General features: G+C 65.0%; 22 protein-coding genes, 1 pseudogene and 1 riboswitch. Of the genes and pseudogenes, 16 read left to right on the plus strand and 7 right to left on the minus strand.

All coding sequences use genetic code 11. The annotated features are described in order from the left end of the window. Positions 1-55: 55 nt before the first annotated feature. The 15 genes from ABID37_RS15065 (at position 56) to ABID37_RS15135 (ending at position 18,429) form a co-directional block, all read left to right on the plus strand. A complete protein-coding gene (locus tag ABID37_RS15065; RefSeq protein ID WP_354196156.1) occupies positions 56-931 on the plus strand; it encodes a LysR substrate-binding domain-containing protein in 876 nt (291 codons plus the stop codon). 101 nt (positions 932-1,032) lie between these two features. Next, positions 1,033-1,815: a DeoR/GlpR family DNA-binding transcription regulator gene (locus ABID37_RS15070; protein ID WP_354196158.1), complete on the plus strand. Its 783-nt coding sequence runs from the start codon at positions 1,033-1,035 to the stop codon at positions 1,813-1,815. An 88-nt stretch (positions 1,816-1,903) separates the two neighbouring features. Then, positions 1,904-4,357, plus strand: a complete 2,454-nt coding sequence (locus ABID37_RS15075) for a GcvT family protein (protein ID WP_354196160.1) — start codon at positions 1,904-1,906, stop codon at positions 4,355-4,357. Between the two features lie 210 nt (positions 4,358-4,567). Further along, complete coding sequence (locus ABID37_RS15080; protein ID WP_354196162.1) at positions 4,568-5,407, plus strand: EamA family transporter; 840 nt, start codon at positions 4,568-4,570, stop codon at positions 5,405-5,407. Positions 5,408-5,618: 211 nt separating this feature from the next. Further along, a complete protein-coding gene (locus ABID37_RS15085; RefSeq protein WP_354196164.1) occupies positions 5,619-6,644 on the plus strand; it encodes a putative 2-aminoethylphosphonate ABC transporter substrate-binding protein in 1,026 nt (341 codons plus the stop codon). 150 nt (positions 6,645-6,794) lie between these two features. After that, on the plus strand, positions 6,795-7,955 hold the full coding sequence (locus tag ABID37_RS15090; protein ID WP_435521571.1) for a putative 2-aminoethylphosphonate ABC transporter ATP-binding protein: 1,161 nt from the start codon (positions 6,795-6,797) through the stop codon (positions 7,953-7,955). Between the two features lie 8 nt (positions 7,956-7,963). Continuing rightward, entirely contained in the window at positions 7,964-9,970 is a 2,007-nt protein-coding gene (locus ABID37_RS15095; RefSeq protein WP_354196406.1) for a putative 2-aminoethylphosphonate ABC transporter permease subunit, read from the plus strand. 194 nt (positions 9,971-10,164) lie between these two features. Then, positions 10,165-11,160: an ABC transporter substrate-binding protein gene (locus ABID37_RS15100; protein WP_354196168.1), complete on the plus strand. Its 996-nt coding sequence runs from the start codon at positions 10,165-10,167 to the stop codon at positions 11,158-11,160. A 12-nt stretch (positions 11,161-11,172) separates the two neighbouring features. Then, entirely contained in the window at positions 11,173-12,849 is a 1,677-nt protein-coding gene (locus tag ABID37_RS15105) for an ABC transporter permease (protein ID WP_354196170.1), read from the plus strand. Further along, positions 12,846-13,907, plus strand: a complete 1,062-nt coding sequence (locus ABID37_RS15110; protein ID WP_354196172.1) for an ABC transporter ATP-binding protein — start codon at positions 12,846-12,848, stop codon at positions 13,905-13,907. The genes ABID37_RS15105 and ABID37_RS15110 overlap by 4 nt, the downstream gene beginning before the upstream one ends. Positions 13,908-14,000: 93 nt before the next feature. Then, a riboswitch (cobalamin riboswitch) is annotated at positions 14,001-14,204 on the plus strand. 153 nt (positions 14,205-14,357) lie between these two features. Continuing rightward, a complete protein-coding gene (locus ABID37_RS15115; RefSeq protein ID WP_354196173.1) occupies positions 14,358-15,374 on the plus strand; it encodes an ABC transporter substrate-binding protein in 1,017 nt (338 codons plus the stop codon). Positions 15,375-15,400: 26 nt separating this feature from the next. Continuing rightward, entirely contained in the window at positions 15,401-16,426 is a 1,026-nt protein-coding gene (locus ABID37_RS15120) for a FecCD family ABC transporter permease (protein WP_354196408.1), read from the plus strand. Next, positions 16,423-17,187, plus strand: a complete 765-nt coding sequence (locus ABID37_RS15125) for an ABC transporter ATP-binding protein (RefSeq protein ID WP_354196174.1) — start codon at positions 16,423-16,425, stop codon at positions 17,185-17,187. The genes ABID37_RS15120 and ABID37_RS15125 overlap by 4 nt, the downstream gene beginning before the upstream one ends. A gap of 10 nt (positions 17,188-17,197) precedes the next feature. After that, a complete protein-coding gene (locus ABID37_RS15130; RefSeq protein WP_354196176.1) occupies positions 17,198-17,638 on the plus strand; it encodes a pseudoazurin in 441 nt (146 codons plus the stop codon). Continuing rightward, positions 17,635-18,429, plus strand: a complete 795-nt coding sequence (locus tag ABID37_RS15135; protein ID WP_354196178.1) for a class I SAM-dependent methyltransferase — start codon at positions 17,635-17,637, stop codon at positions 18,427-18,429. The genes ABID37_RS15130 and ABID37_RS15135 overlap by 4 nt, the downstream gene beginning before the upstream one ends. 37 nt (positions 18,430-18,466) lie before the next feature. Here the strand turns inward: ABID37_RS15135 and ABID37_RS15140 are convergent, their stop codons facing one another. Continuing rightward, the gene (locus tag ABID37_RS15140) at positions 18,467-19,486 is read right to left on the minus strand and encodes a 1-aminocyclopropane-1-carboxylate deaminase (RefSeq protein WP_354196180.1); all 1,020 of its coding nucleotides are present in this window, start codon (positions 19,484-19,486) and stop codon (positions 18,467-18,469) included. A 139-nt stretch (positions 19,487-19,625) separates the two neighbouring features. On the opposite strand from ABID37_RS15140, the gene ABID37_RS15145 reads away from it, so the two are divergent. Then, the gene (locus ABID37_RS15145; RefSeq protein ID WP_354196182.1) at positions 19,626-20,102 is read left to right on the plus strand and encodes an Lrp/AsnC family transcriptional regulator; all 477 of its coding nucleotides are present in this window, start codon (positions 19,626-19,628) and stop codon (positions 20,100-20,102) included. 318 nt (positions 20,103-20,420) lie between these two features. Here the strand turns inward: ABID37_RS15145 and ABID37_RS15150 are convergent, their stop codons facing one another. The 6 genes and pseudogenes from ABID37_RS15150 to ABID37_RS15175 form a co-directional block, all read right to left on the minus strand. Next, positions 20,421-20,699, minus strand: coding sequence for an usg protein (locus ABID37_RS15150; RefSeq protein ID WP_354196184.1), 279 nt, complete (start codon positions 20,697-20,699; stop codon positions 20,421-20,423). Positions 20,700-20,984: 285 nt separating this feature from the next. Then, positions 20,985-21,356, minus strand: a complete 372-nt coding sequence (locus ABID37_RS15155; RefSeq protein WP_354196410.1) for a metal-sulfur cluster assembly factor — start codon at positions 21,354-21,356, stop codon at positions 20,985-20,987. Between the two features lie 3 nt (positions 21,357-21,359). Further along, positions 21,360-21,611 (minus strand): annotated as a pseudogene (locus ABID37_RS15160) (NifU N-terminal domain-containing protein); the annotation flags it as partial. Positions 21,612-21,641: 30 nt separating this feature from the next. Next, positions 21,642-22,181 carry a DUF2249 domain-containing protein gene (locus ABID37_RS15165; RefSeq protein ID WP_354196186.1) on the minus strand — a complete coding sequence of 180 codons (540 nt, stop codon included), beginning with the start codon at positions 22,179-22,181 and terminating at the stop codon, positions 21,642-21,644. Positions 22,182-22,198: 17 nt separating this feature from the next. Next, positions 22,199-23,554: a hypothetical protein gene (locus ABID37_RS15170; RefSeq protein ID WP_354196188.1), complete on the minus strand. Its 1,356-nt coding sequence runs from the start codon at positions 23,552-23,554 to the stop codon at positions 22,199-22,201. Positions 23,555-23,610: 56 nt separating this feature from the next. Further along, entirely contained in the window at positions 23,611-23,865 is a 255-nt protein-coding gene (locus tag ABID37_RS15175; protein ID WP_354196190.1) for a DUF2249 domain-containing protein, read from the minus strand. Positions 23,866-23,963: the final 98 nt, after the last annotated feature.

The following is a 23,963-nucleotide window of genomic DNA, read 5'->3' on the forward strand; positions in this document are numbered from 1 at the left end:
ATTGACATTAATGGAATCTATCGATCATGACTGGTCTTGCTGATGGAGGAAGACCATGCGCTACGTGCAGCTTCGCGCATTCCACTATGTCGCCGTGTGCGGCGGCTTCTCCCGCGCGGCCGAGGAGCTGTTCCTGACCCAGCCGGCCATTTCCGATCAGGTGCGCAAGCTCGAGCAGGAATATGACATATTGCTGTTCAACCGGCACAAGAAGCAGGTGACGCCGACCGAAGCCGGCTACCGGCTGCTGGAGATCACCCAGCGCCTGTTCGACACCGAGCAGCAGGCGCTGGAGCTTCTGTCGGAATCGCGGGCGCTGCGCTCCGGCACCCTGCGCGTCGTCGCCGACGCCGCCCATCACCTGCTGCACATATTGGGCCGCTTCCGCCACAAATATCCGGGCATCCAGGTGCAGGTTCGCTCCGGCAACACCGAGACGGTGATCTCCAGCCTCTATGCCTATGAGGCCGATATCGGTGTGCTCGGCGAGATTCCGACCAGCCGCGATTTCGAGGTGGTGCGGCTCAACTCCACCCCCATCGTGGCCTTCGTGTCGACCGACCATCCGCTGGCCTCGGCGCCGTCGCTGTCTTTGCAGGAACTTTCGGTGCAGCCGCTGGTGATGCGCGAGCGTGGTTCCAAGACCCGCGCCAAGCTGGAGGACCTGGCCGCCAGCCAAGGCTTTGAACTGAAGCCGGCGATCGAGGCGGAAGGCCGCGAGGCCGTGCATGAGATCGTCGCTTCGGGGGCCGGTGTCGGTTTCGTCTCGGCGGCGGAGTTCGGGCAGGACGGGCGGCTGGTCCAGATTCCCATCGACGCGCCCGAAATGCTGATGGAGGAGGCGCTGATCTGCCTCAAGGAGCGCGGCGGCGGCAAGCTGTTGCGCGCCTTCCTCGATATTGCCGCCCAGCATTCGCAGACTGGAAAATAGGGTTTTCCAGGAACCGGCACAGGCTTTTTTGCGGAACCGTCCAATGCCACTTTTTGCAACAAAGCCTTGCCTGATCGGCGCAAGCCCGCCACAGTCGCGCCATGGCATCGCAGAACAGTTCCCGGGCGCTCGCTCCGCGCCGTCATGATGAAATCCTCAAGCGCCTGGCGGCCGACGGCTCGGTCGGCATCGCTGAATTGGCGGCGTTCTTCGACGTGTCGCGCGAGACCATACGCCGCGATATGAAGCTTCTGGCCGAGCGCGGTCAGCTCGATCTGGTGCATGGCGGCGCGCGCTCCTTCGCCGCGACCGAGGCGGCGCTGCCGCTGCGCAGCCAGGAGAACGCTGCCGGCAAGGCGGCGATCGGGCGGGCGGCTGCGGCGCTGGTCGAGGACGGCATGGTCGTCTTCCTCGATTCCGGCACCAGCGCGCTGGAAGTGGCCAATGCGCTGATCGGCAAACAGAACCTCACCATCTGCACCACCAGCTTGGTCATCGCCCTGCTGCTGTGTCGCCAGCCGTCGATGCGGGTCCATATCCTCGGCGGCGAGATCGACCCGATCGAGGAGGCCGCGTCCGGCATCGATGCGCTGGAAGCGATCGGCCGCTACCGCATCGACATCGCGTTCCTTGGGGCCGGCGGCCTCACGCCCGACGGCACGATAACCGACTTCACCCGTTCGGGCGCGGAGCAGCGGGCCCAGATGGTGACCCATGCGGCCAAGACCTATTTCCTGCTCGACTCCTCGAAATTCGGACGGCTGACGCCGATGCGCATCCGCAATTTCGAGCGTGCCTCCGGCATCATCGTCGACGCCCCGCCGCCGGTGCCATCGGGCCATGGGCTCAAGAAGAAAGGCATGAAGGTGATTGTCGCCGGGTGAGAGACGGGCATGTTGCATTTTGTTGCAAAACTTGTTGATTTTTTGATTTTGCGCTTTTAGGCTTCCCGCATCGTTCCGGGAGGTCATCATGGCACAGCAGTTTCCCACTCAGGCCCGCGTGGTCATCATCGGCGGCGGCATCATCGGCTGTTCCGTCGCCTATCATCTGACCAGGATGGGCTGGACGGATGTTCTGCTGCTGGAGCAGGGCCAGCTCAGCGGGGGGACCACCTGGCATGCCGCCGGGCTTGTCGGGCAGCTTCGCAGCCACGCCAACATGACCGGGCTGATCCGCTATTCCACCCAGCTCTATGGCGAGCTGGAGGCCGAGACCGGCCTCGCCACGGGCTGGAAGCAGTGCGGCTCGCTGTCGGTGGCCCGCACCGAGGACCGCATGACGGTGCTGAAACGCACGGCCGCGTCGGCGCGCGCGCAGGGCGTGGAGATCGACGTGATCACCCCGCAGGAGGCCGGCAAGCTGTGGCCGGTGATGGCCATCGACGATCTGGTCGGGGCGGTCTGGCTGCCGGCGGACGGCAAGGCCAACCCCACCGATCTCACGCAGTCGCTGGCCAAGGGGGCGCGCAATCGCGGCGCCCGCATCGTGGAGCGCGTGCGCGTCACCGGCATCACCACGCAGGACGGTACCGTCACCGGCGTCCGCACCAGCGAGGGCGACGTGAAGGCCGAGATCGTCGTCAACTGCGCCGGCCAATGGGCGCGCAAGGTCGGCCAGATGTGCGGGGTGAGCGTGCCGCTGCATTCGGCCGAGCACATGTATATCGTCACGGGCAGGATCGAGGGCGTGCATCCCGACCTGCCGGTGATGCGCGATCCCGACGGCTACATCTACTTCAAGGAAGAGGTCGGCGGGCTGGTGATGGGCGGCTTCGAGCCGCACGCCAAGCCGTGGGGCATGAACGGCATACCCGATGATTTCGAGTTCTCGCTGCTCGACGACGACTGGGACCAGTTCGAGATCCTGATGACGAACGCGCTCATCCGCGTGCCGCAGATGGAAACCAGCGAGGTCAAGAAGTTCTACAACGGCCCCGAGAGCTTTACGCCGGACAACAACTTCATTGTCGGCGAGGCGCCGGAATTGAAGAACTTCTTTGTCGGAGCCGGCTTCAACTCCATGGGCATCGCCAGCGCCGGCGGCGCCGGACGGGCGCTGGCCGAATGGATCGTCAACGGCAGCCCGACGCTGGACCTGTGGCCGGTCGATATCCGCCGCTTCGCCGCCTTCAACAACAATCCGCGCTGGCTGCACGACCGGGTGAAGGAAACGCTCGGCCTGCACTATGCCATGCCATGGCCGAACCGGGAGCTGGACACGGCTCGCCCCTTCCGCCGTTCGCCGCTCTATGACCGGCTGGCCGCAAAAGGTGCCTGCTTCGGCTCCAAGATGGGCTGGGAGCGGGTGAACTGGTTCGCGGGCGAAGGCCGGAAGCCGCAGACCGAATATTCCTTCGGCCGTCAGAACTGGCATGAGGCCGTGGGCCGCGAGATGAAGGCGACGCGCGACGCGGCCGGGCTCTACGACCAGACCTCCTTCGCCAAGCTTTTGATGCAGGGCCGCGATGCCACACGCGTGCTCAACCGCATCTGTGCCGCCGACATCGACGTCGAGGTCGGGCGCTCGGTCTATACCGGCCTGCTCAACAGCGGCGGCGGTTATGAAAGCGACCTCACCGTGATGCGGCTGGGGCCGGAAAAGTTCCTCATGGTCACCGGGTCGGCGCAAGCGGTCCACGATGCCGACTGGATCAACCGCAACATTCCCGAGGGCGCCAATGCGGTGCTGACGGATGTCACCTCCGCCTATGCGGTGCTAGCCCTGATGGGACCGAATGCGCGCGCCATATTGAGCCGCATCACTTCGGCCGATCTCTCCAATGCCGGGTTCCCCTTCGCCACCGTGCGCGAGATCGACGTCGGCTATGCGACCGCCTATGCCAACCGCATGACCTATGTCGGCGAACTGGGCTGGGAACTGATCGTGCCCAGCGAATTCGCGGTCGGGGTCTATGAGGCGTTGCAGGAGGCGGGCCGCGACCTCGGCCTTGTCGATTGCGGTTACTACGCGCTGGAAGGGCTGCGGCTGGAGAAAGGATACCGGGCCTGGAGCCGGGAGTTGACGCCGGACATCACGCCCTTTGAGGCGGGGCTGGGCTTTGCGGTCGCCATGGACAAGCCCGGCGGCTTCATCGGTCGCGAGGTGCTGGACAGTGCCAAGGGCAAGCCGCTTGCCAAACGGATCGTGCAGTTCACCCTCGACGATGGCGGCCCGATGCTGTGGGGCGGCGAACTGGTGCTGCGCGACGGCCGGCCGGTGGGCGAGGTGCGCTCCGCCGCCTATGGCCACACGCTCGGCCGGGCGGTGGCGCTGGCCTTGCTGGAGGATGCGGCCGGCATCGACAAAGCCTGGCTGGAACAGGGTCGTTTCGAGATCGACATTGCCAGCGAGCGCCATGCCGCGACACCGCATCTGCGCCCGGTTTACGATCCCGCGTCGAACCGTGTGAAGGCGGATGGCTGAATATGGCCGTGTGACGGTTCGGGAGCCGGCCGTCAGGCTCTATAGGGCACGATGCCGAAGGGTGCGGTCCTTCGGGCAGGATCAGGCTTCGGAAGCGCCGGCCTCCCGCGGGAGGGCCGGCGGAATGACGTTCGGGGGGATGCCGGTAGTGATTTTTCCAGGAACCCAATGCGTGCCGGCGTGTAACGCCGGCAAAGAGGGGTAGCCGGCATGTCGTCCTTCGCTCTTTCCATCGTGCTTCTGGCGGCGCTGCTGCACGCGAGCTGGAACGCCGTCGTGAAGGCGGTTTCGGACCGCGCGCTCGTGCTGGCGGCGGTATCCGCCTCGCATGCCCTGCTGGGGCTCGCCCTTATCCTGTTCGCGACGCCGCCGGACCGGGCGAGTTGGTTCTACATCTTCCTGTCGACGGTCATCCATTTCGGCTATTACGTCTTCCTGTTCCAGTCGTACAGGCTGGGCGACCTCAGCCAGGTCTATCCGATCTCGCGCGGGCTGGCGCCGGGGCTGGTGACGCTGGGCGCCTATCTGTTCGTCGGCGAAACCCTCGGCCCGGCCGGTTGGGTGGGATTGACCGCGATCACGCTCGGCATCGGCCTGCTCGCCTTCCAGCGCGGCATCACCCATGCCTCGCGTGGCGCCATCGCGGTGGCCGCCATCAATGGCGTTCTGGTCGCGTCCTATTCGGTCGTCGACGGCATCGGTGTGCGCCTGGCCGACAGCCCGTTCGGCTATATGGGCTGGCTTTTCCTGATGGAGTTCCCGGTGCCGCTGTTCATCCTGTTACGCCGGCACCGCCGGGCCGTGCCGATCGAACTGCGCACGCTGGTGCTTGGGCTTCTCGGCGGCGTCGGCGCCGTCTCGGCCTACGGCCTTGTCATCTACGCCAAGACCATTGCGCCGCTCGGCGCCGTTTCGGCGGTGCGCGAATCCTCGGTCATCATGGCTGCCCTGATCGGGCTGTTCCTGCTCGGCGAGCGGCCCTGGCGGCCGCGCATCGCCTCCGCCACTATCGTGGCGCTGGGCGTCGGCGCCCTCGCTTTCGCCGGTTAACCGTTTGTACAACCACTGGTTTCTGATCTATAGCCTGAAATTCCTAGCATCGGCACAATCGATGCTATCATAAAAATAATAGATTTTACTTATTGTAGGGTCGTTCCCACTATCGAGCCTGGAGGGTGCGGATGGACAGGCAATCCCGGATAACCCAGCCGCCCTCCCAATCACGCCGTGCTCACAAAGAGCCACAATGGGAGCCATCGCTATGCACAAAAGGAAGTCCTTTCTGGTCGCGGCCTCCGTCGCCTCGCTGCTGTCGTCGGCGGCGCTGGCGCAGCAGACCGAACTGACCGTCTATACCGCCGTCGAGGCGGTCGACCTGCAGCGCTACGCCGACACGTTCCAGAAGGCGCATCCCGAGATCAAGATCAACTGGGTGCGCGATTCGACCGGCGTCATGACCGCCAAGCTGCTGGCGGAAAAGAACAATCCGGTGGCCGACGTGGTCTGGGGCGTGGCCGCCACCTCGCTGCTTCTGCTCAAGGCCGAAGGCATGCTGGAGCCCTACGAGCCCAAGGGCGTGGAGAACCTCGACCCGCGCTTCGTCGACAAGGATTCGCCACCCAGTTGGACCGGCATGGACGCCTATGTGGCGGCGCTTTGCTACAATACGGTCGAGGGCGAAAAGCTCGGCCTGACGCCGCCGAAGAGCTGGAAGGACCTGACCAAGCCCGAATACAAGGGCCATGTGGTGATGCCCAATCCCGCTTCCTCCGGCACCGGTTTCCTCGACGTTTCGGGCTGGATCCAGATGTTCGGCGAGGACGATGCCTGGACCTTCATGGACGCCCTGCACGAGAACATCGCCGCCTATACCCATTCGGGCTCCAAGCCGTGCAAGATGGCCGGCGCCGGGGAAACGGTGATCGGCGTGTCGTTCGACTTTCCTGCCTCCAACGCCAAGGAGGCCGGCGGCCCGATCGACATCATCTTCCCCTCCGAAGGCTCCGGCTGGGAGTCCGAGGCCACCGCCATCATTGCCGGCACACCCAACCTGGAAGCCGCCAAGACTCTGGTCGACTGGTCGGTGAGCAAGGAGGCGAACGAGATGTACAATGGCAGCTTCGCCGTGGTCGCCTACAAGGGCATAGCCAAGCCCGTGCCGCATCTGCCCGACGATATCCCTTCCAAGATGATCGACAACGATCTGGAGTGGGCCGCCAACAACCGCATGGCGATCATCGAGGAATGGGCCAAGCGCTACGATTCCAAGTCCGAGCCCAAGAACTGACCCCTGCCTGCCATCGGGCCTTCGCCGGCCCGATGGCTCAGCATGACCAGGTGGCGGGCATGACCGCGGCCGTCGGCCGCCCACCATGGTCCCGAGTAGCCGGATGCCGGACAGGCGTCCTCAACGCAGCAGGCCGAGCGGATGACTGATATGCGACACGAGAACCTCGCCGCCAGGGCGCCAACAGCAACCCAACTGCACACGCCCGTCGAAGCCGGCATCCCCGCCACAGGTCCGTCCTATCTCGAAATCGCCAATCTGTGGAAGGTGTTCGGCAGCTTCCAGGCGCTGAAGGACATCAATCTGGAGATCCGCGAGGGCGAGTTCATCTGCTTCCTCGGCCCCTCGGGCTGCGGCAAGACCACGCTTTTGCGCGCCGTTGCCGGTCTCGATCCGCAGACCCGCGGCACCATCCACCAGGCCGGCAAGGATATTTCGGCGCTGCCTCCGTCGAAGCGCGACTACGGCATCGTGTTCCAGTCCTATGCCCTGTTTCCCAACCTGACCATCGAGAAGAACATCGCCTTCGGGTTGGAAAACACCCGGCGTCCCCGCGCCGATATCGACGCTCGCGTCAAGGACCTGCTGCATCTGGTGGGGCTCGCAGACCAGGCGAAGAAATACCCCGCCCAGCTTTCCGGTGGCCAGCAGCAGCGCATCGCGCTTGCCCGCGCCATGGCGATCTCGCCCGGCCTGCTGCTGCTCGATGAGCCGCTTTCGGCGCTCGACGCCAAGGTGCGCATCCATCTGCGCCATGAGATCAAGGAATTGCAGCGCAAGCTGGGCGTCACCACCATCATGGTGACCCACGACCAGGAAGAGGCGCTGTCGATGGCCGACCGCATCGTGGTGATGAACCATGGCGTGATCGAGCAGATCGGCACGCCGGCCGAGATCTACCGCCATCCCAGCACGCTGTTCGTGGCCGACTTCATCGGCGAGGCCAACAAGTTCGCGGCTGTCGTCGACAGCGGCAGCGTGCGCCTCGGCGGGCGCCTTCTCCGCTGCGCTCCGCATGAACTGGCGGATGGCACCCCGGTGGTGGCCGCCATCCGCCCCGAAGAAATCATTCCGCACGGCAGCGGCCCGGAGCGTCCGGCTGAGGCCGCCAACGTCATCGAGCTGACCATCGCCAAGATGGAGTTCCTCGGCTCGTTCTGGCGCACCCATCTGCACGGCCCCTCGATCGGCGAGGAAACCCTGATCGCCAATTTCTCGATCAATGCCGTGCGCCGCCTCGGCCTTGCCGAAGACACGTTGATGACCGTGGAGCTGCCGTCCGAGCGCCTGCTCGTATTCGCGCGAGGTTGACCATGTCCATGGCTGCTGCACGCTCTGTCCCCGCCGGCCGCACGGTCAAGCTGTCGCTCGACCGCGACGAGATCATCAAGCGCGGCCTGATGGTCGTCATCGCCCTCTACCTGCTGGTGTCTCTGGCGGCACCGCTTTACGTGATGCTGTCGAAGTCGTTCTCGACCTATGGCTTCAACCTCGCCGGCTTCGAGTTCCAGGTGGGCGACGAGAGCGGCAACTGGAGCGCGCCGCAGACGGCCGCCGCCCTCAACGAAAGCACCGGCGCCGTTGCCGCCGACAAGCTGGCCAGCCGGTCCGACGGGCGGCTGGCGGCCACCTCCTTCTTCCCCGATTTCAATTTCCGCAGCCCGATCCACTACCGCATCCGCGGCACCAGCGACGAGGCGTCATGGCTGGTCGGCCAGACATTGCATCGCGGCACGGAATGGATGGAACTCGATTCCAACAGTTTTCGCCGGGTGATGCTGCGGCCGGACCGCACCGTCGGCATCGAGAACTACAAGAACTATTTCTCTACCCCCTCGCTGGTGCGCTCCATCCAGAACTCGTTCACCATCGCCATCATCAGCACCGTCATCACCGTCGGCGCCGCCTTCGGCTTCGCCTATGCGCTCAACCGATCCAAGATGCGCTTCAAGGGCTTCTTCCGGCTGGTGGCGCTGGTGCCCATCCTGGTGCCGTCGCTGTTGCCCGGCATCGCGCTGATCTACCTGTTCGGCAATCAGGGCCTGTTGAAGGACCTGCTGATGGGGACCTCGATCTACGGCCCGCTCGGTATCGTCATCGGCTCGGTGTTCTTCACCTTCCCCCATGCGCTCATCATCATCTCGACGGCGCTGGCCATCTCCGACCAGCGCCACTACGAAGCCGCGAAATCGCTGCGTGCCTCGAAATGGCGCACCTTCTGGACGGTGACCATCCCCGGCGCCCGCTACGGGCTGATCTCGGCCGCCTTCGTGGTGTTCACGCTGGTCATCACCGATTTCGGCCTGCCAAAGGTGATTGGCGGCCAGTACAACGTGCTGGCGGTCGATATCTACAAACAGGTCATCGGCCAGCAGAATTTCGAGATGGGCGCCGTGGTCTCGGTGGTGCTGCTCATTCCCGCGCTTGCCGCCTTCATCGTCGACCGGCTGGTGCAGAAGAAGCAGGTCTCCCTGCTGTCGGCGCGCTCGGTGCCCTATGAGCCGAAGCCCTCCCCCCGCTTCGACTTTCTGTGCCTGATGTGGTGCAGCGTGGTGGCCGTCTTCATCCTCGGCATCATCGCCATCTGCCAGCTCGCCGCCATGGTCAAGTTCTGGCCCTACGACATGACGCCGAGCCTGCGCAACTTCGCCTTCCACCGCATGGACGGCGGCGGCTGGACCGCCTATCGCAACTCGATCCAGCTCGGCCTGCTGACGGCCGTGATCGGCACCGCGATCGTCTTTATCGGCGCCTATGTGGTGGAGAAGATCGAGGGTTTCCGCACCGGCCGCGCCCTGTTCCAGTTCCTGGCCATGCTGCCCATGGCGGTGCCGGGCATGGTGCTGGGCCTGGCCTACATCTTCTTCTTCAACGATCCGGCCAATCCGCTGAACCCGATCTATGGCACCATGGCCATTCTGGTGCTCTGCACGATCACCCACTTCTATACGGTCGGCCATCTGACGGCGCTCACCGCGCTCAAGCAGATCGACAAGGAATTCGAACCGGTCGCTGCCTCGCTCAAGCAGCCCTTCTACAAGCTGTTCGGCCGGGTGACGGTGCCGATCTGCCTGCCCGCCATCCTCGACATCTCCATTTACCTGTTCGTCAACGCCATGACGACGGTCTCGGCGGTGGTGTTCCTTTACTCGACCAGCACGGCGCTGGCCTCGGTGGCGGTGCTCAACATGGACGATGCCGGCGACGTGGCCCCGGCCGCGGCCATGGGCATGATGATCTTCTACACCAACATCGCCGCCCGGCTGGTCCACATGTATCTGTCGCGGGCGCTGACCAGCCGCACACAGGCCTGGCGGGTGCGCTAGGAATTATTCGCCAACCGGGAAAACGCCTTTCCGGTTGGCCTGCGGTCGCTGCGTCGAAAGCGAAGGTTGCGCCGGCCGGCGGCTTCGGTCCACACATAACTGGCCTCCCCACGTTGACCTTAGTCGCCTTCTGCCGATAGTTTGCCAGCTTATTGAAACGCCTATCGACAGCTCCGTTCCCAGGGAGGCCTCCCATGACCATTTCGCTGCGGGCTTTTGCCGCCGCCGCGCTGGCATCGCTGCTCACTTTCAGCTCTGCGCATGCGCTGACCGTCTATTCGAGCGTGGACGAGGAAAACGCCAAGAAACTCCTCGACGCCTTCACCAAGGCGACGGGCGTCGATGTCCAGATGGTGTTCCTGTCCTCCGGCCCGGCCATGTCGCGCATCGAGGCCGAGAAGGCGCGCCCGCAGGCCGATGTCTGGTTCGGGGCGCCGAGCGAGAACCACATCCTCGCCAAGGAACGCGGCCTCACCGAGCCCTATGTGTCGCAGAACGCGGATGCCCTGCCTGACCAGTTCAAGGACGTTGAAGGCTACTGGCACGCCATCTACACCAACCCGCTGGCCATCGGGGTGCGCACCGATATCCTCGAAAGCCGCGGCGCTCCGGTGCCGGCCTCGTGGGAAGACCTGAAGAACCCGGCCTACAAGGGCCTCATCCAGATGCCGTCGCCGCAGTCTTCCGGCACTGCCTATTCGCTGATCCTGACGCTGGTCGAGGAGCGCGGCGAGGACGGCGCCTTCGAATTCCTCAAGGCGTTGAACCCCAACGTCCAGACCTACACGCAAAGCGGAACCGCGCCGAGCGGCGCGCTCGGCGTCGGCGAGACGCCGCTCGCCATCCAGTTCACCCCCGGCTTCCTCAAGCTGGCCGACGAGGGCTATCCGGTAAAGGTCGTGTTCCCCTCCGAGGGCGTCGGCTATGAGGTGGCGTCGATGTCGATCCTCAAGGGTGCGCAGAACCCGGACGACGCCAAGAAGCTGGTCGACTGGATCACCTCGGCGGACGGCCAGGGCGCGCTCAGCGCCACCAAGACCTACTTCCTGCCGATCCGCAGCGATGTCAGCGGCGGCACCGGTGTCCCCGCGCTCGACCAGATCAAGCTGACCCCGGTCGATCCGAAATTCGCTGCCGAGAACAAGCAGCGGCTGGTCGACCGCTGGACCGCGGACGTTCTCGGCCAGTAAGGCGGGCGCCTCTTGTCACGCAGCCTGAGTTCCGAACTGCGGCAGCTCGCGCGAGACCCGATCCTGCTCGTGCTGCTGGCGGCGATCGCCCTGTCGATCGTCGTCTTCGTCGTCTACCCGCTGATCAAGGTGCTGGTCGCCAGCGTCCAGATCGGCGGTGTGTGGACGCTGGACGGTTATGCGGAACTCGCGCAGCGCAGGCTCTATCGCAACGCCCTGATGAACAGCCTGGGCGTCGCCACGCTGGTCGGCGTGATCTCCGTGGCCATCGGCTATCTCGCCGCCTTCGTGCTGACGCGCCTCGACGTGCCGGGCAAGACGCTGCTGCATTACGTGACGATCCTGCCGATCGTCTCGCCGCCCTTCGTCAGCGCGGTGTCGATCCTGTTCCTGTTCGGCTTCAACGGGTTGATCACGCGCCAGCTCCTCGGCCTCAACGATTTTTCCATCTACGGCTTTCACGGCGTGGTGCTGTCGCAGGTCTTCACCTTCGCGCCAATCGCCTATCTGTCGCTGCGCGGCGTGCTCGCTTCGCTCAGCCCGACGCTGGAGGACGCCGCGCTCAACATCGGCGCCACCCGTTGGCAGACCTTCTGGAAGGTGAGCCTGCCGCTTTCCCTGCCCGGTATCGCCAGCGCCTTCCTCATCGTGTTCATCGAATCCATGGCCGATTTCGGCAATCCGCTGGTGCTCGCCGGGGCTGCCTTCCCGATGCTGGCGCCGCAGGCCTATCTGGAGATCACCGGCTCCTTCAACCTGTCGCGCGGTGCGACGCTGGCGATCGTGTTGCTGATCCCGTCGCTCACCGCCTTCGCCATCCAGCGCTATTATCTGGCCAAGCGCCAGTACATCACCGTGACCGGCAAGCCGACCGCCTCGACCAGCAAGATCGTCAGCCAGCCGGTCAAATGGCTTCTCTACGGGCTCGTCATATTCTTCGCGCTGCTGGTGGCGGCCTTCTATGCCGTCATCCTCGTCGGCGCCTTCACCAAGGTCTGGGGCTTCAACTACACGCCGACACTGGATCATTTCCTCTATGTGTTCGATGTCGGGCTCAACTCGGTGAAGGACACGCTGGTCGTCGCCATCGTCTCGACGCCGGTGAGCGGCCTGCTCGGCATGCTGATCGCCTTCCTCGTCGTGCGCCGCAGCTTCCCCGGACGCACGGCGCTGGAATTCGGCTCGATTCTGTCCTTCGCCGTGCCCGGAACCGTGGTCGGCATCGGCTACATCCTCGCCTTCAACGCGCCGCCGCTGATCCTCACCGGCACGCTCACCATCCTCGTACTGTGCTTCGTGTTTCGCTACATGCCGGTCGGCATCCAGTCCGGTATCGCGGTGCTGCGACAGATCGATCCGGCCATCGAGGAAGCCGCGCAGAACCTCGGCGCCAGCGGCCTGACCACTTTCCGCAAGGTGACGCTGCCGCTGATCGCGCCGGCATTCTTCTCCGGTCTCGTCTATGCCTTCGTGCGCGCCATGACGGCGATCAGCGCCGCAATCTTCCTGGTCTCGGCCAACTGGAACCTGATGACGGTGCAGATCCTCAACCAGGTCGGCTCCGGCCGGCTCGGCGTCGCGGCCGCCTTCAGCGTGGTGGTGATCGTCATCGTGCTCATCGCCATCGGCATCATCAGCTACCTCATCGGTCGCTGGAGCCGCCACACCTCCATGGTAAGATTCAAATGACGGACAGCATCCGCATCGTCGGCCTCAACAAGCTCTTTTCCAGTCCCGATGGCGGCACCGTCGCCGCCGTCAAGGACGTGAACCTGGAGATTGGTGCCGGCAAGCTGGTCACTCTGCTCGGCCCTTCCGGCTGCGGCAAGACCACCCTGCTGCGCATGATCGCCGGCTTCGAGGAGCCAAGCTCCGGCGACATCTTCTTCGGCAAAAAGCGCATGAACGAGGAGCCGCCGAACACCCGCGACACCGCGATGGTGTTCCAGTCCTACGCGGTGTTCCCGCATCTCGACGTGTTCGAGAACGTTGCTTTCGGCCTCAGGCTGCGCAAGCTGCCCAAGGCCGAGATCGAGGAACGGGTGAACCGCGTGCTCGAACAGACGGGGCTTTCGGGCTATGCGCGGCGCTCGCCCAACCAGCTTTCCGGCGGCCAGCAGCAGCGCGTGGCGCTTGCCCGCTGCATCGTCATGGAGCCGAAGGTGCTGCTGTTCGACGAGCCGCTGTCCAATCTGGACGCCAAGCTGCGCGAGCAGATGCGGGTCGAGATCCGCGAGTTGCAGCAGCGCGTCGGCATCACCTCGATCTATGTCACCCATGATCAGGTCGAGGCGATGAGCATCTCCGACGAGATCGTGGTGATGAATGCCGGCGTGGTCGAGCAGCTCGGCACGCCGCACGAAATCTATGCCCGGCCGGCGAGCCGCTTCGTCGCCGACTTCATCGGCAAGGCGAATTTCGTGCCGGTGAAAATCCTGTCGGGGGATGCGGTCGACATCAACGGCGTGCGCATCGGCGTGCGCGAGATGCCCGACCTCGAAGCCGGCACGACCGTCACCGCCGTCGTCCGGCCGGAAGCGATCCATCTTGCCGGGGACAAGGGCGATTTCCGCGGCACGGTGCGCCGCGTCATGTTCCTCGGCAACATCGCCGAATATCTGGTCGAGATCGAAGGTCTCGGCAATTGGCTGGTCGACAGCCCCAACCCGGCGGAAGCAGGATTGTTCGCAACCGGCGATACCGTGTTCCTTACGCCCTCCCCTTCTTCTATCCACCTGCTGCGCTGAGCCCGCGCCCGCCGGTTTCGGCAAGGCGTCGCCTCTGCCGTAAGCGACATCTGGGGGAATGGCTTTTCTCGGCTTGAAATGCTGCGCCAGGATGCGATACGAACGGGCGTCGGTTTCCGAAAGGAACGAAGAGGGAATTCGCCGCAGGCTTCTTCAGGAACCTGCGAAACGAAACTGCCCCCGCAACTGTAGGCGGTGAGTCCGCTCCCCAAAAAATGCCACTGGGCTTCGGCCCGGGAAGGTGGGGAGGGATGTTGATCCGTCAGTCAGGAGACCTGCCGACACCTGGAACTGAACATGCCGGGCGGGGTGCCCGGGAGAGGTTGTCGATGAAGCCGTCCCTGCCCGATCAGGCTGTCTGCCGCATCCTTGCGGATGCGTGGCGTTTCATTGCGTTCCCCGCCCGAAGCCTCCGTTCCCCGCTGCAAACCGATCGGAGAACTTCGCGTCATGACCTTCCCGCATCTGGCACTTGCTGCCGCTAGCCTTGCGCTGCTCACGGCCCATGCGGCCGCCGAGCCCACGAAATATCCGCTCACGCTGGAGAATTGCGGCGAGACGATCACCTTCGACAAGGCGCCGGCCACCACCGTGACCGTCGGGCAGGCCGCCACCGAGGCGCTCTATGCGTTGGGCCTCGGCGACAAGGTGACGGGCACCTCCGTCTGGTTCACCGACGTGCTGCCCGAGCACAAGTCGATCAACGACAAAATCGAGCGGCTGGCCGACAACGATCCTAGCTTCGAGAGCGTCGTGGCGAAAAAACCCGATCTCGTCGCTGTCCAGTTCATCTGGCATGTCGGGCCGGAAGGCATTGTGGCGACCCGCGAGCAGTTCCACGAGGTCGGTATCCCCACCTATGTGATGCCTGCCGATTGCGTGGCCAAGGACAATTCGGTCGGCGTCGACGGCACTCGCACCGCCGCCTTCTCGACCGAAACCATCCATCAGGGCGTGCGCGAGCTTGCCGAAATCTTCGACGTGCAGGACAAGGGCGACGAAGTCGTCGCCGATCTCGTGAAGCGTGAAGCGGACGCGGTCGAGCGTGCAAAAGCCCTCGATCTCAAGGACGTTTCGGCCGTGTTCTGGTTCTCCAGTGCCGACATGAACATCGATCCCTATGTCGCCGGCCGCAAGGGCGGACCGGCCTATATGCTGGACAAGCTCGGCATCAGGAACATCGTGGAATCCGATGAGGAATGGCCGGTCGTGGGTTGGGAAACCATCGCCAAGGCCAACCCGACGATCATCATCATCGCCAGGATGGATCGCCGCCGCTTCCCCGCTGACGACCATGAAAAGAAGCTCGAGTTCCTCAAGACTGATCCGGTCGCCAGCCAGATGGAGGCGGTGAAGAACAACCGCATCGTGGTGATGGATGCGCATGCCATGGATGCCACCATGCGCACCGTGTCCGGCATCGAGGTGCTGGCCGACGCGCTGGTGGATCTGGGTATCGCCAAGTGACGATTGCCGCTGCCGGCCAGCATTCCATGGCGCGCCTGTGGTGGCGCTGGCCGGCCGGCATCGTCGTGCTGGCGGCGACGGTCTTTGCCGGCACCTGCATCGGCGAGACTGCGATTCCGCTGTCCGTCGTGGTGCAGACGCTGGCCAACAAGGTGCTGGGCGCCGCCTATCCGCTCGACCCGATCGACATGGGCATCGTCTGGAACTATCGCCTGCCGCGCGCGCTGGTGGCCGCGTCCTGTGGTGCGGGGCTGGCGCTGTCCGGCCTCGTGCTGCAATCGCTGCTGCGCAACGCGCTGGCCGATCCCTATCTGCTCGGCATCTCCGCCGGCGCCTCGACCGGTGCGGTGACGGTGACGATCGCCGGCATCGGCGGTGGGGCGGTGTCCATGTCGCTCGGGGCGTTCGCCGGCGCGCTCACCGCCTTCCTGCTGGTCGCGCTGCTGGCACGGGCGGCCGGTGGCGGCGTTTCGGCGCGCGGCACCGGGCAGATCATCCTGGCCGGCATTGCCGGCTCGCAGCTTTTCAACGCGCTCACCTCCTTCATCATCACCAAGTCGGCCAACGCCGAGCAGGCGCGCGGCATCATGTTCTGGCTGCTCGGCAATCTGAGCGGCGTGCGCTGGCCGGATGTGACGCTGGCCGTGCCTGTCGCGGCCATAGGCCTTATCGCCTGCGTGTGGTATGCGCGCGCCCTGGACGCCTTCGCCTTCGGGGCCGAATCCGCCGCTTCGCTGGGCATTCCGGTGCGCACCGTGCAGACGGTGCTGATCGGGCTGACCGCGCTCGTCACCGCCGTCATGGTCTCCATCGTCGGCTCCATCGGCTTTGTCGGGCTGGTCATCCCGCATGCGGCGCGCTTCGTGGTCGGCGTGCGCCATGGCCGGCTGGTGCCGGCGACGGCGCTGACCGGAGCCGCCTTCCTGATCGCCGCCGACGTGCTTTCGCGCACGATGATCCCCGGACAGGTGCTGCCCATCGGCGTCATCACCGCGCTGGTCGGCGCGCCGGCCTTCGCCCTGATCCTCCTCAGGGGGCGGCGCCGGCCATGATCCTTCAGGCACGCAATCTGGGCTGGCGCGTGGGCCGCACGCAGATCGTCGGCGGCGTGGACCTTGCCGTGCATGAGGGGGAAACGCTGGGGCTCGTCGGGCCCAATGGTTCCGGAAAATCCACGCTTCTGCGGCTGCTGTCCGGCATCCTGAAGCCGACGGCCGGCGAGGTCGCGGTCGAAGGCCAGCAGCTCGGCGCCCTGCCGCGCCGGCTGGCGGCGCAGAAGATCGCCTATCTCGAACAGCAGGCCGATACCGGGGAGGCGATCACCGTGCGCGATGCGGTGGAGCTTGGCCGCACGCCATGGCTGACGCCGCTGCAACCATGGTCGCATGAGGACGACCGCATCGTCGCCGAGGTGCTGGCCGACGCCGATCTGCACGGTTTCGAGAAGCGCTATTGGGCCACGCTGTCCGGCGGCGAGAAGCAGCGCGTGCATCTGGCGCGCGCGCTGGCGCAGCGCCCGCGCATCCTCTTGCTCGACGAGCCCACCAACCATCTCGACGTGCGCCACCAGCTTTCGATCCTGAAGCTGGTCGCGGCCCTGCCGGTGACGTCGATCGTCGCTCTGCACGACCTCAACCAGGCGCTCACCTGCGACCGCGTCGGCGTCATGGCGGGCGGGCGGCTGGTGGCACTCGGCGCGCCCGAGGAGGTGCTGGACGTGGAACGCATCGCGGAGGTGTTCGGCGTGCGCGCCAGCATCGTCGTCGACCCCGCCGACGGCGCCCGGATTTTCCGTCTCGATCACATACGCTGAAAGGAATACCATGCGCATCGCCGCATCCGCCCTTATCTTTGCCTTGCTTGTCCCCTCCGCGCCCGCCGTCGCCGAAATGCATGAGGTGATGATGCTGAACCGCAACGAGACCGGCCCGATGGTCTATGAGCCGGATTTCCTGCAAGTTGCGCCCGGCGACACGGTGAAGTTCATAAAGACGACCAGCGGCCATAATGCCGCGACGATCGACGGCATGGTGCCGGAGGGAAATCCCGGCTTCCTCGGCCAGATCAATGAGGAGATCGAGATCAAACTCGATCAGGAAGGTTTCTACGGCATCAAGTGCTCGCCGCATTACGGCATGGGCATGGTGATGGTCATCCGCGTCGGCGATGCGGCCCGGCCGGCGTCCTTCCCGGCCGACAATGTGCCCCAGCGCGCCAGGAAGCGCTTCGAGGACATCCTCGGCCGCAACGGGTTCGGGAAATGAACGCGCCTCTGCCACATGCCGGCAATTTCGACCTCAAGGAGGAGATCCGCTCCTACTGGTCGAAGCGCGCCGAGACCTTCGATCTCGCCTTCGGCCACGGCATATTCTCCGAGGCGGAATTCAGCGCCTGGCAGCGGCCGATCCGCGACACGCTGGGCGAGGAACCGCTCAAGGTGCTGGAGCTCGCCTGCGGCACCGGCGAAGTCACGCGGCTGATCCACGATCTCGGCCACGACGTCACCGCGCTCGACTTCTCGGAAGCGATGCTGGAGGTGGCGCGCGCCAAGCACAATGGCAAGGAGCGGCTGCGCTTCATCCTTGCCGATGCCGAAAACACCATGGAACCGGATGCCGCCTACGACGCCATCGTCTGTCGTCATCTTGTGTGGACGCTGACCGCCCCACAGGCGACGTTCCGCGAATGGCTGCGCCTGCTGAGACCCGGCGGCCGGCTGCTCGTCTATGACGGCGACTGGACGAAGCCCAGCCTGACGGGCCGCCTGTTCGCGCGGCTGGTCGCGCTGCTCGACCGCATCCACGGAGCCGACCCCTACTACGACGGCGCGCTCAGCGACAGGCACGCCAAGATCATGCGCGCCCTCCCCTTCGGCGAGGGCCTGACCTATGACGGGCTTGCCGCGCTTCTAGCCGAGGCCGGCTTCGTGGACGTCCGCTACAGGTCGCATGACGCTATCGCCAGGGCGCAACGGCAAGGCGCCGACCTGCGCAACCGGTTGCGCACTCGCGTCTACCGCCGCTTCATCCTGAGCGCGCGGCGACCACTGCCCTGACGCCCCCGGTGTATCCGCGATCCGGCCGGCGGCGTTGTCAGCCTTCCCGGTAGTAGTAGCTGTAGCCGTTGAGGGCCGGCGCGCCGCCAAGATGGGCATAGAGCACCTTCGATCCCTCGGGGAAGAAGCCCTTGCGCGTCAGGTCGATCAAGCCTTGCATGGATTTGCCTTCATAGACAGGATCGGTGATCATCGCTTCGGTGCGCGCGGCAAGCCGGATCGCCTCGTTGGTTTCCTCCGAGGGCACGCCATAGGCCGGATAGGCATAGTCGGGATTGATGACGATCTCGTCCTCGCGGATGGCGCGGCCGAGGCCCACCAGTTCGGCAGTGCCGTCGACGATCTGGCGCACCTGCGCGCGGGTCTGGTCACAGGTTCCGGAGGCGTCGATGCCGATCACCCGGTCGGCGCGGTCCTGCGCGGCGAAACCGACGATCATGCCGCCCTGGGTCGAGCCGGTGACGACGCAGACGACGATGTAGTCGAACTTGAAGCCCAACCCCTCTTCCTGCTGCGCCACTTCCTCGGCGAAGCCGACATAGCCGAGCGCGCCGAATTTATGCACCGAGGCGCCGGCCGGGATGGGATAGGGCTTGCCGCCCGCATCCTTGACCGACTGGATGGCGTCTTCCCAGCTCTTGCGGATGCCGATGTCGAAGCCGTCCTCGACGAGGCGGCTGTCCGCGCCCATCAGGCGCGTCATCAGTATGTTGCCGACGCGGTCGTAGACCGCATCGTAATGCGGCACCCATTTTTCCTGGATGACCACGCATTTCATGCCGATCTTGGCGGCGGTGGCCGCCACCATGCGGGTGTGGTTCGACTGTACGCCGCCGATCGACACCAGCGTGTCGGCACCCGAGGCGATGGCGTCGGGCACGATATATTCGAGCTTGCGCAGCTTGTTGCCGCCCATGGCGAGGCCCGAATTGCAGTCGTCGCGCTTGGCCCAGACCTCGACCTTGCCGCCGAGCGCCTCGCTCAGCCGGGGCAGATGCTCGATGGGTGTCGGGCCGAAGGTGAGCGGGTAGCGTTCGAATTTTTCAAGCAGGGACATTGACGGGCTCCGTTGCGAATTCGAGGCGCAAGGTAGGGCAATCTGGATGAAAGGTGCTCTCTAATTTTGACTGATCAGAATGCCATAAATCTGCTATGAGGCGATATATCCAATGATTTTCATTATTTCTGGTAGGATTATGGAAGATTCTTCCGCAATTGTTTTGGACCGCACCGACATCAAGATATTGCGCGCGCTGCAAGCGGACGGACGACTGACCAATGCCGAGCTCGCCGCGCGCGTGAATGTCAGCCCCGCCACCTGCCACCGGCGCACGCAGCGCCTGTTCGAAGAAGGGCACATCACTGGCGTGCGGGCGGAAATCGCGCCGGCCTCCGTCGGCCTTGGCGCCGTGGTGATGGTTGGCGTGGTGCTCGACCGCTCGACGCCCGAAAGCTTTGCCGCCTTCGAGGCCGCGGTTCTGGAAATCAAGGATGTCCTCGACTGCAATCTGGTGGCCGGCGATTTCGACTATCTGCTGAAGATCAGGGTGCGCGACATGGCCGATTTCAACAAGCTGCACGGCCAGAAGCTGATCGCCCTTCCGGGCGTGCGCCAGACCCGCACCTTCTTCGTCATGAAGGAGGTGAAGGACAATGCACGCCTGCATTTCTGATGCGTGAAGGCAGGCGTGGCCGATTGCGGGGCTGAAGCGCCAGCGCCGTATATCGTGCGATCCGTTCCCGGTGGGAAACGGCCGGCACTCCTTGACCGGAGAAAGCAGCTTCAGCGGTGGCCGCGACGGCCAGACCATCCGTCATCGTCTCGAAAGCAGGCGGTGCGAGGTGTTTTGGAATCGCTGTGCGCATCCCTGTGCGAGCCGGCCCGGGCGCCGCCGCGGAGTCGCCCCCTTCCCGCGACGCGCACCATGTGGACTGCTACCCTGCGGGCATAGCTGTCCTTTTGAAAGCCCTCTCCTGCTTCTACCCGAACTTCAATGCAAGGAGATGATGCCGTCGACCGCCTGCCATTCGGAAGGCTTGATCAGGTTGTGATGGGCGACCCGCACCGAATGCAGCGGGCCGTCCAGCTCCCGGGTCCAGTAGTCCAGGAAACCCCGCAATTCAGGGAAATGCGGCGCCAGATCGTATTCCTGCCAGATGTAGAGCTGAAGCAGGCTCGGGTGATCGGGCATGTGGTAGTGGATTTCGGCCGTGGTCAGGCCGTAGCCCTTCAACTGGAGTTCGAAATCCCTGCTGACCGTGGTGGCCATCGGCGCATCCTTCCCATGGTCCGGGCTGGTTCCCTCGGAACCGTGCCTGCCCCGGTCGCAAGGCGACGGTCGGAGCGGATGATGCGAACTTTTCCGGCGCGATCGAACTCCTTGACCTTTTTCCTTGCGCCACCCGATTCGCGCTCGGTCACCCACCCTTCTGGAATTGTCGCCGATTGCCCTGCAAATTCAAGCCGGCAATGCTTCACGATTTCAAAAAACTTCGTGATTCCATGGCACTAGCACCAACTCAGTGCGAGTGCCAGAAAGCGGATGCGTGCGGTCTCAATCGGCGATGCCGAGATGGTCCTTGGCCGCGGCGCTCATCATGTCCGGCTCCCACGGCGGCTCATAGGTGAGCTTCACGTCGACGAACTCGATGCCCTCCACCGCCCATGCCGCCTCACGCGCGCCGTCCTTGAGGTAATTGGTCGCCGGGCAGCCCCGGGTGGTCGTCGTCATGACGATGGTGGCGGTGCCGCCGTCCTCGACGACCACGTCATAGACGAGGCCGAGGTCGATGATGTTGAAGCCGAGTTCGGGGTCGATCACCAGCCTGAGCGCATCCTCGATCTTCGCAGCGAGCGTGCCGGCTTCCGTGTCTTCCTGCGGCGGCGGCTTGCGCGGAGGCTCGAGGACGACGGGCGCGCCGGACATGAAATGCTCCATGATGATTCCGAGCAGGGCCGGCTTGAGGTGCCGCCAGTCGCCGGCATTGCGGGTGATGGTGATGGAGTCTGCGTCGAAGGACAGGGCCGCCACGCCCCTGATCTCGAACAGTTTCGCAGCCAGTGGCGAGCGGCCGGCCTCCGCCCGGTTGCGAATTTCAAGTGTCCCGTGCGGCAGGACCTGCCGGCCGGGCAGAAATTTCAGGGTCGCGTCGTCGCCTGTCGTTTTGGTCTGGATGAACATGCTTGGCCTCGGTGGTTCTGCGGCTGCGTTCTAGGCCGCCGCATCATGGGCGCCACCATTGCGCACGAGTATCCGGTAGGTGGTGCCGTCAGGCTCGAAACCGCCGCGCCAGGCATGGCCGCGCTTGGTGAGTTCCGGCAGCAGGAAGATCGGTTCGCGGCACAGCAGCGCCGACAGCACTTCACCCTGCTCCATGGTTTCGAGGGCGGCCAGGATCAGCACCATCGGCTCGGGCGGCTCGCGGTCGCGGCTGTCCATGTGCCGGACCGGCTCCGGCCAGCCGTCGGCATCGCCTGCACCGGTTGTTTGGGGCAAGGGCCCGGGATCGGCGGCGGGCGCTTCGGAACGATGGAACAGCACCTCCCAGTCGCCCTCCCCGATCTCGCGCGCCTCATAACTGAAGCCCCGGTTGCCGAGAAGCTGGAACAGGGGCACCGGCTTGAAGGGGGCCAGCAGCCGCAAGCCCTCGTGCGGCGCCAATGCCTCGACGGCCTGGATGATTTCGGACAAGGGTTCCCCGCCGTCGCGCAGGATCGGGCGGACGTCGAGGTCAACGAAGATATCGGTCATCGGAAAGGCTCCTGTCATCAGCCTGTGGCGGCAAGGGAAATGAGAAGATGGGGACGATGCGCGCCTTCGGGCAACCGGTTGCCGGCGGCCACGTCCGACAGCAGGCGCGTGCGCACCAGCTGGGCCGCGATGGCGATGGTCGCGACCAGCATGGCGCCTGCCGCCAGCCGGAACAAGAGGGGCTGCGCAATGGCAAGCGCCACGCTGCCGCTCCAGACGGCGGCATAGTAGAGGAGGAACCATTTGCGGGCGCGGGCTTCGACCACAAGGTCCTGCACACGCGGAGTCGGCTGCTTGCCGAGCACCGGCCCGTAGCATTCCAGCCAGGTCAGGAAGGCGACGATCTTGTAGAGCTTGGCGAGGCCGAGCCCGCCAAGCCAGCCGAAGGCCAGAAGGAAGACGAGCGTGCCGATCTGGTCGAAGAAGAGGCCGAGGGCGAGCAGTACGGCGCCCAATACCGCCGCCGTCGCCAGCGAAAGCAGGGCCAGTGCCGCCATCTGGCTGTTCAGCTCGATGATGCGGCGCTTGCGGGCGCGATAGAGGTAGACGATGTCCGCGCCGTAGAGCGCGAGAGAGACGGCGCCGAGGACGGCGCTCGCCAGAAGCGCCGGGAAGACAGAAATGTCGAGAAGGGCCAGCGCAAGGCCGCCGACGATGGCCACGGCAAGGGCGCCGGCCCCCAGCCAGAGCGCCGTGCGCGGCCGCAGCCCGTCAAGCTCTGGGGCGAGCATGAACATGGCCAGAAGCCGGTAACCAACGCCCATCGCCACGAAGGTCAGCCAGCCTCCCAGCCCGGCGATGATGTGGAGGGGAAGGCCCGATGCGGCGATGGCGGCAAGCGCCTCCGATGGCAACAGGGCCGCGAAGGCGAAACTGAAGATGGCGCCCAGCGTGACGGTCGCCGCAAGACATGCAAGCCCGACGGCGACGAAGCGCGCCGGCAGCGGCAGCGGGCGCGCCGCCCACAGGGTGCGGCCGAGATTGTAGAGGACGATCGCAAAGCCGGCCGCCAGCGCTGTCGCCGCATAGGGCAGCAGCGACGGCGTCGGCGCGATGGTGCCGGCAAGCTGGAGGAAGCCGCAAAGCAGCAGGCCAAGGCCGGCCACCAGCAGAACCAGCGCGGGCAGCGGCAGCGTGTCGCTGTGAAGATTGCGTGCCACCAGAACGGGCACGAACTGGAACAGCGCGCCGCACAGCAGCAGGCTGAGCCAGCCGATGGCGATCAGGTGGACGAGCACCAGCGTCTGCGGCGCGCGCAGCGGCGCGGCGGGAAAGCCGTATCCGGCGAGCATGAGCGCTTCGCCGAGGACCAGCGCGGCGAGCGCGACGGCAAAGTAGGACATCGTCCAGCGTGAAAGACTGACACCGGTCATGACCATGGCCTCGGCGGCGTGACGCCGGCGGAGACCGGCGCCACGGGTGAATGGATTCAGGCGGCCTTGGCGAATTTGGCGATCTCGACGCGCCAGACCTGCGGCCCCTGCTCGACATAGGTCCACGAGAACTCTCCCGGATATTCGGCCTCGAGCTGGTAGCGCAGCGGCTTCGGATCGTGGTCGTTGACGAGGAGGAAGGAGGCGCCGGGCTTCAGCGCGTCGACAAGTGCGAAAATCCTCGCATGCCGCTCGGCCGGGACGAGAACGCGAACGTCGATGACGTCAGGTGTGCTGGGTGAATCACTCATGGGAAGCCTCTTTGGAAAATCTCTTTGGTTGAGGAAGGACGATCCTTGCGGATGCGCATTCAATCTTCGCCTCAAAAGATATATTGTCAATATATCTT

Source organism: Aquamicrobium terrae, from assembly GCF_040545735.1.
GTDB lineage: Bacteria > Pseudomonadota > Alphaproteobacteria > Rhizobiales > Rhizobiaceae > Mesorhizobium > Mesorhizobium terrae_A.

Bases quoted from the DNA above. Each gene is read 5' to 3' on its own strand.
- ABID37_RS15065 (WP_354196156.1), top strand. From the start codon at position 56: ATGCGCTACGTGCAGCTTCGCGCATTCCACTATGTCGCCGTGTGCGGC.
- ABID37_RS15070 (WP_354196158.1), top strand. From the start codon at position 1,033: ATGGCATCGCAGAACAGTTCCCGGGCGCTCGCTCCGCGCCGTCATGAT.
- ABID37_RS15075 (WP_354196160.1), top strand. From the start codon at position 1,904: ATGGCACAGCAGTTTCCCACTCAGGCCCGCGTGGTCATCATCGGCGGC.
- ABID37_RS15080 (WP_354196162.1), top strand. From the start codon at position 4,568: ATGTCGTCCTTCGCTCTTTCCATCGTGCTTCTGGCGGCGCTGCTGCAC.
- ABID37_RS15085 (WP_354196164.1), top strand. From the start codon at position 5,619: ATGCACAAAAGGAAGTCCTTTCTGGTCGCGGCCTCCGTCGCCTCGCTG.
- ABID37_RS15090 (WP_435521571.1), top strand. From the start codon at position 6,795: ATGCGACACGAGAACCTCGCCGCCAGGGCGCCAACAGCAACCCAACTG.
- ABID37_RS15095 (WP_354196406.1), top strand. From the start codon at position 7,964: ATGGCTGCTGCACGCTCTGTCCCCGCCGGCCGCACGGTCAAGCTGTCG.
- ABID37_RS15100 (WP_354196168.1), top strand. From the start codon at position 10,165: ATGACCATTTCGCTGCGGGCTTTTGCCGCCGCCGCGCTGGCATCGCTG.
- ABID37_RS15110 (WP_354196172.1), top strand. From the start codon at position 12,846: ATGACGGACAGCATCCGCATCGTCGGCCTCAACAAGCTCTTTTCCAGT.
- ABID37_RS15115 (WP_354196173.1), top strand. From the start codon at position 14,358: ATGACCTTCCCGCATCTGGCACTTGCTGCCGCTAGCCTTGCGCTGCTC.
- ABID37_RS15120 (WP_354196408.1), top strand. From the start codon at position 15,401: ATGGCGCGCCTGTGGTGGCGCTGGCCGGCCGGCATCGTCGTGCTGGCG.
- ABID37_RS15125 (WP_354196174.1), top strand. From the start codon at position 16,423: ATGATCCTTCAGGCACGCAATCTGGGCTGGCGCGTGGGCCGCACGCAG.
- ABID37_RS15130 (WP_354196176.1), top strand. From the start codon at position 17,198: ATGCGCATCGCCGCATCCGCCCTTATCTTTGCCTTGCTTGTCCCCTCC.
- ABID37_RS15135 (WP_354196178.1), top strand. From the start codon at position 17,635: ATGAACGCGCCTCTGCCACATGCCGGCAATTTCGACCTCAAGGAGGAG.
- ABID37_RS15140 (WP_354196180.1), bottom strand. From the start codon at position 19,486: ATGTCCCTGCTTGAAAAATTCGAACGCTACCCGCTCACCTTCGGCCCG.
- ABID37_RS15145 (WP_354196182.1), top strand. From the start codon at position 19,626: ATGGAAGATTCTTCCGCAATTGTTTTGGACCGCACCGACATCAAGATA.
- ABID37_RS15150 (WP_354196184.1), bottom strand. From the start codon at position 20,699: ATGGCCACCACGGTCAGCAGGGATTTCGAACTCCAGTTGAAGGGCTAC.
- ABID37_RS15155 (WP_354196410.1), bottom strand. From the start codon at position 21,356: ATGTCCGGCGCGCCCGTCGTCCTCGAGCCTCCGCGCAAGCCGCCGCCG.
- ABID37_RS15165 (WP_354196186.1), bottom strand. From the start codon at position 22,181: ATGACCGATATCTTCGTTGACCTCGACGTCCGCCCGATCCTGCGCGAC.
- ABID37_RS15170 (WP_354196188.1), bottom strand. From the start codon at position 23,554: ATGACCGGTGTCAGTCTTTCACGCTGGACGATGTCCTACTTTGCCGTC.
- ABID37_RS15175 (WP_354196190.1), bottom strand. From the start codon at position 23,865: ATGAGTGATTCACCCAGCACACCTGACGTCATCGACGTTCGCGTTCTC.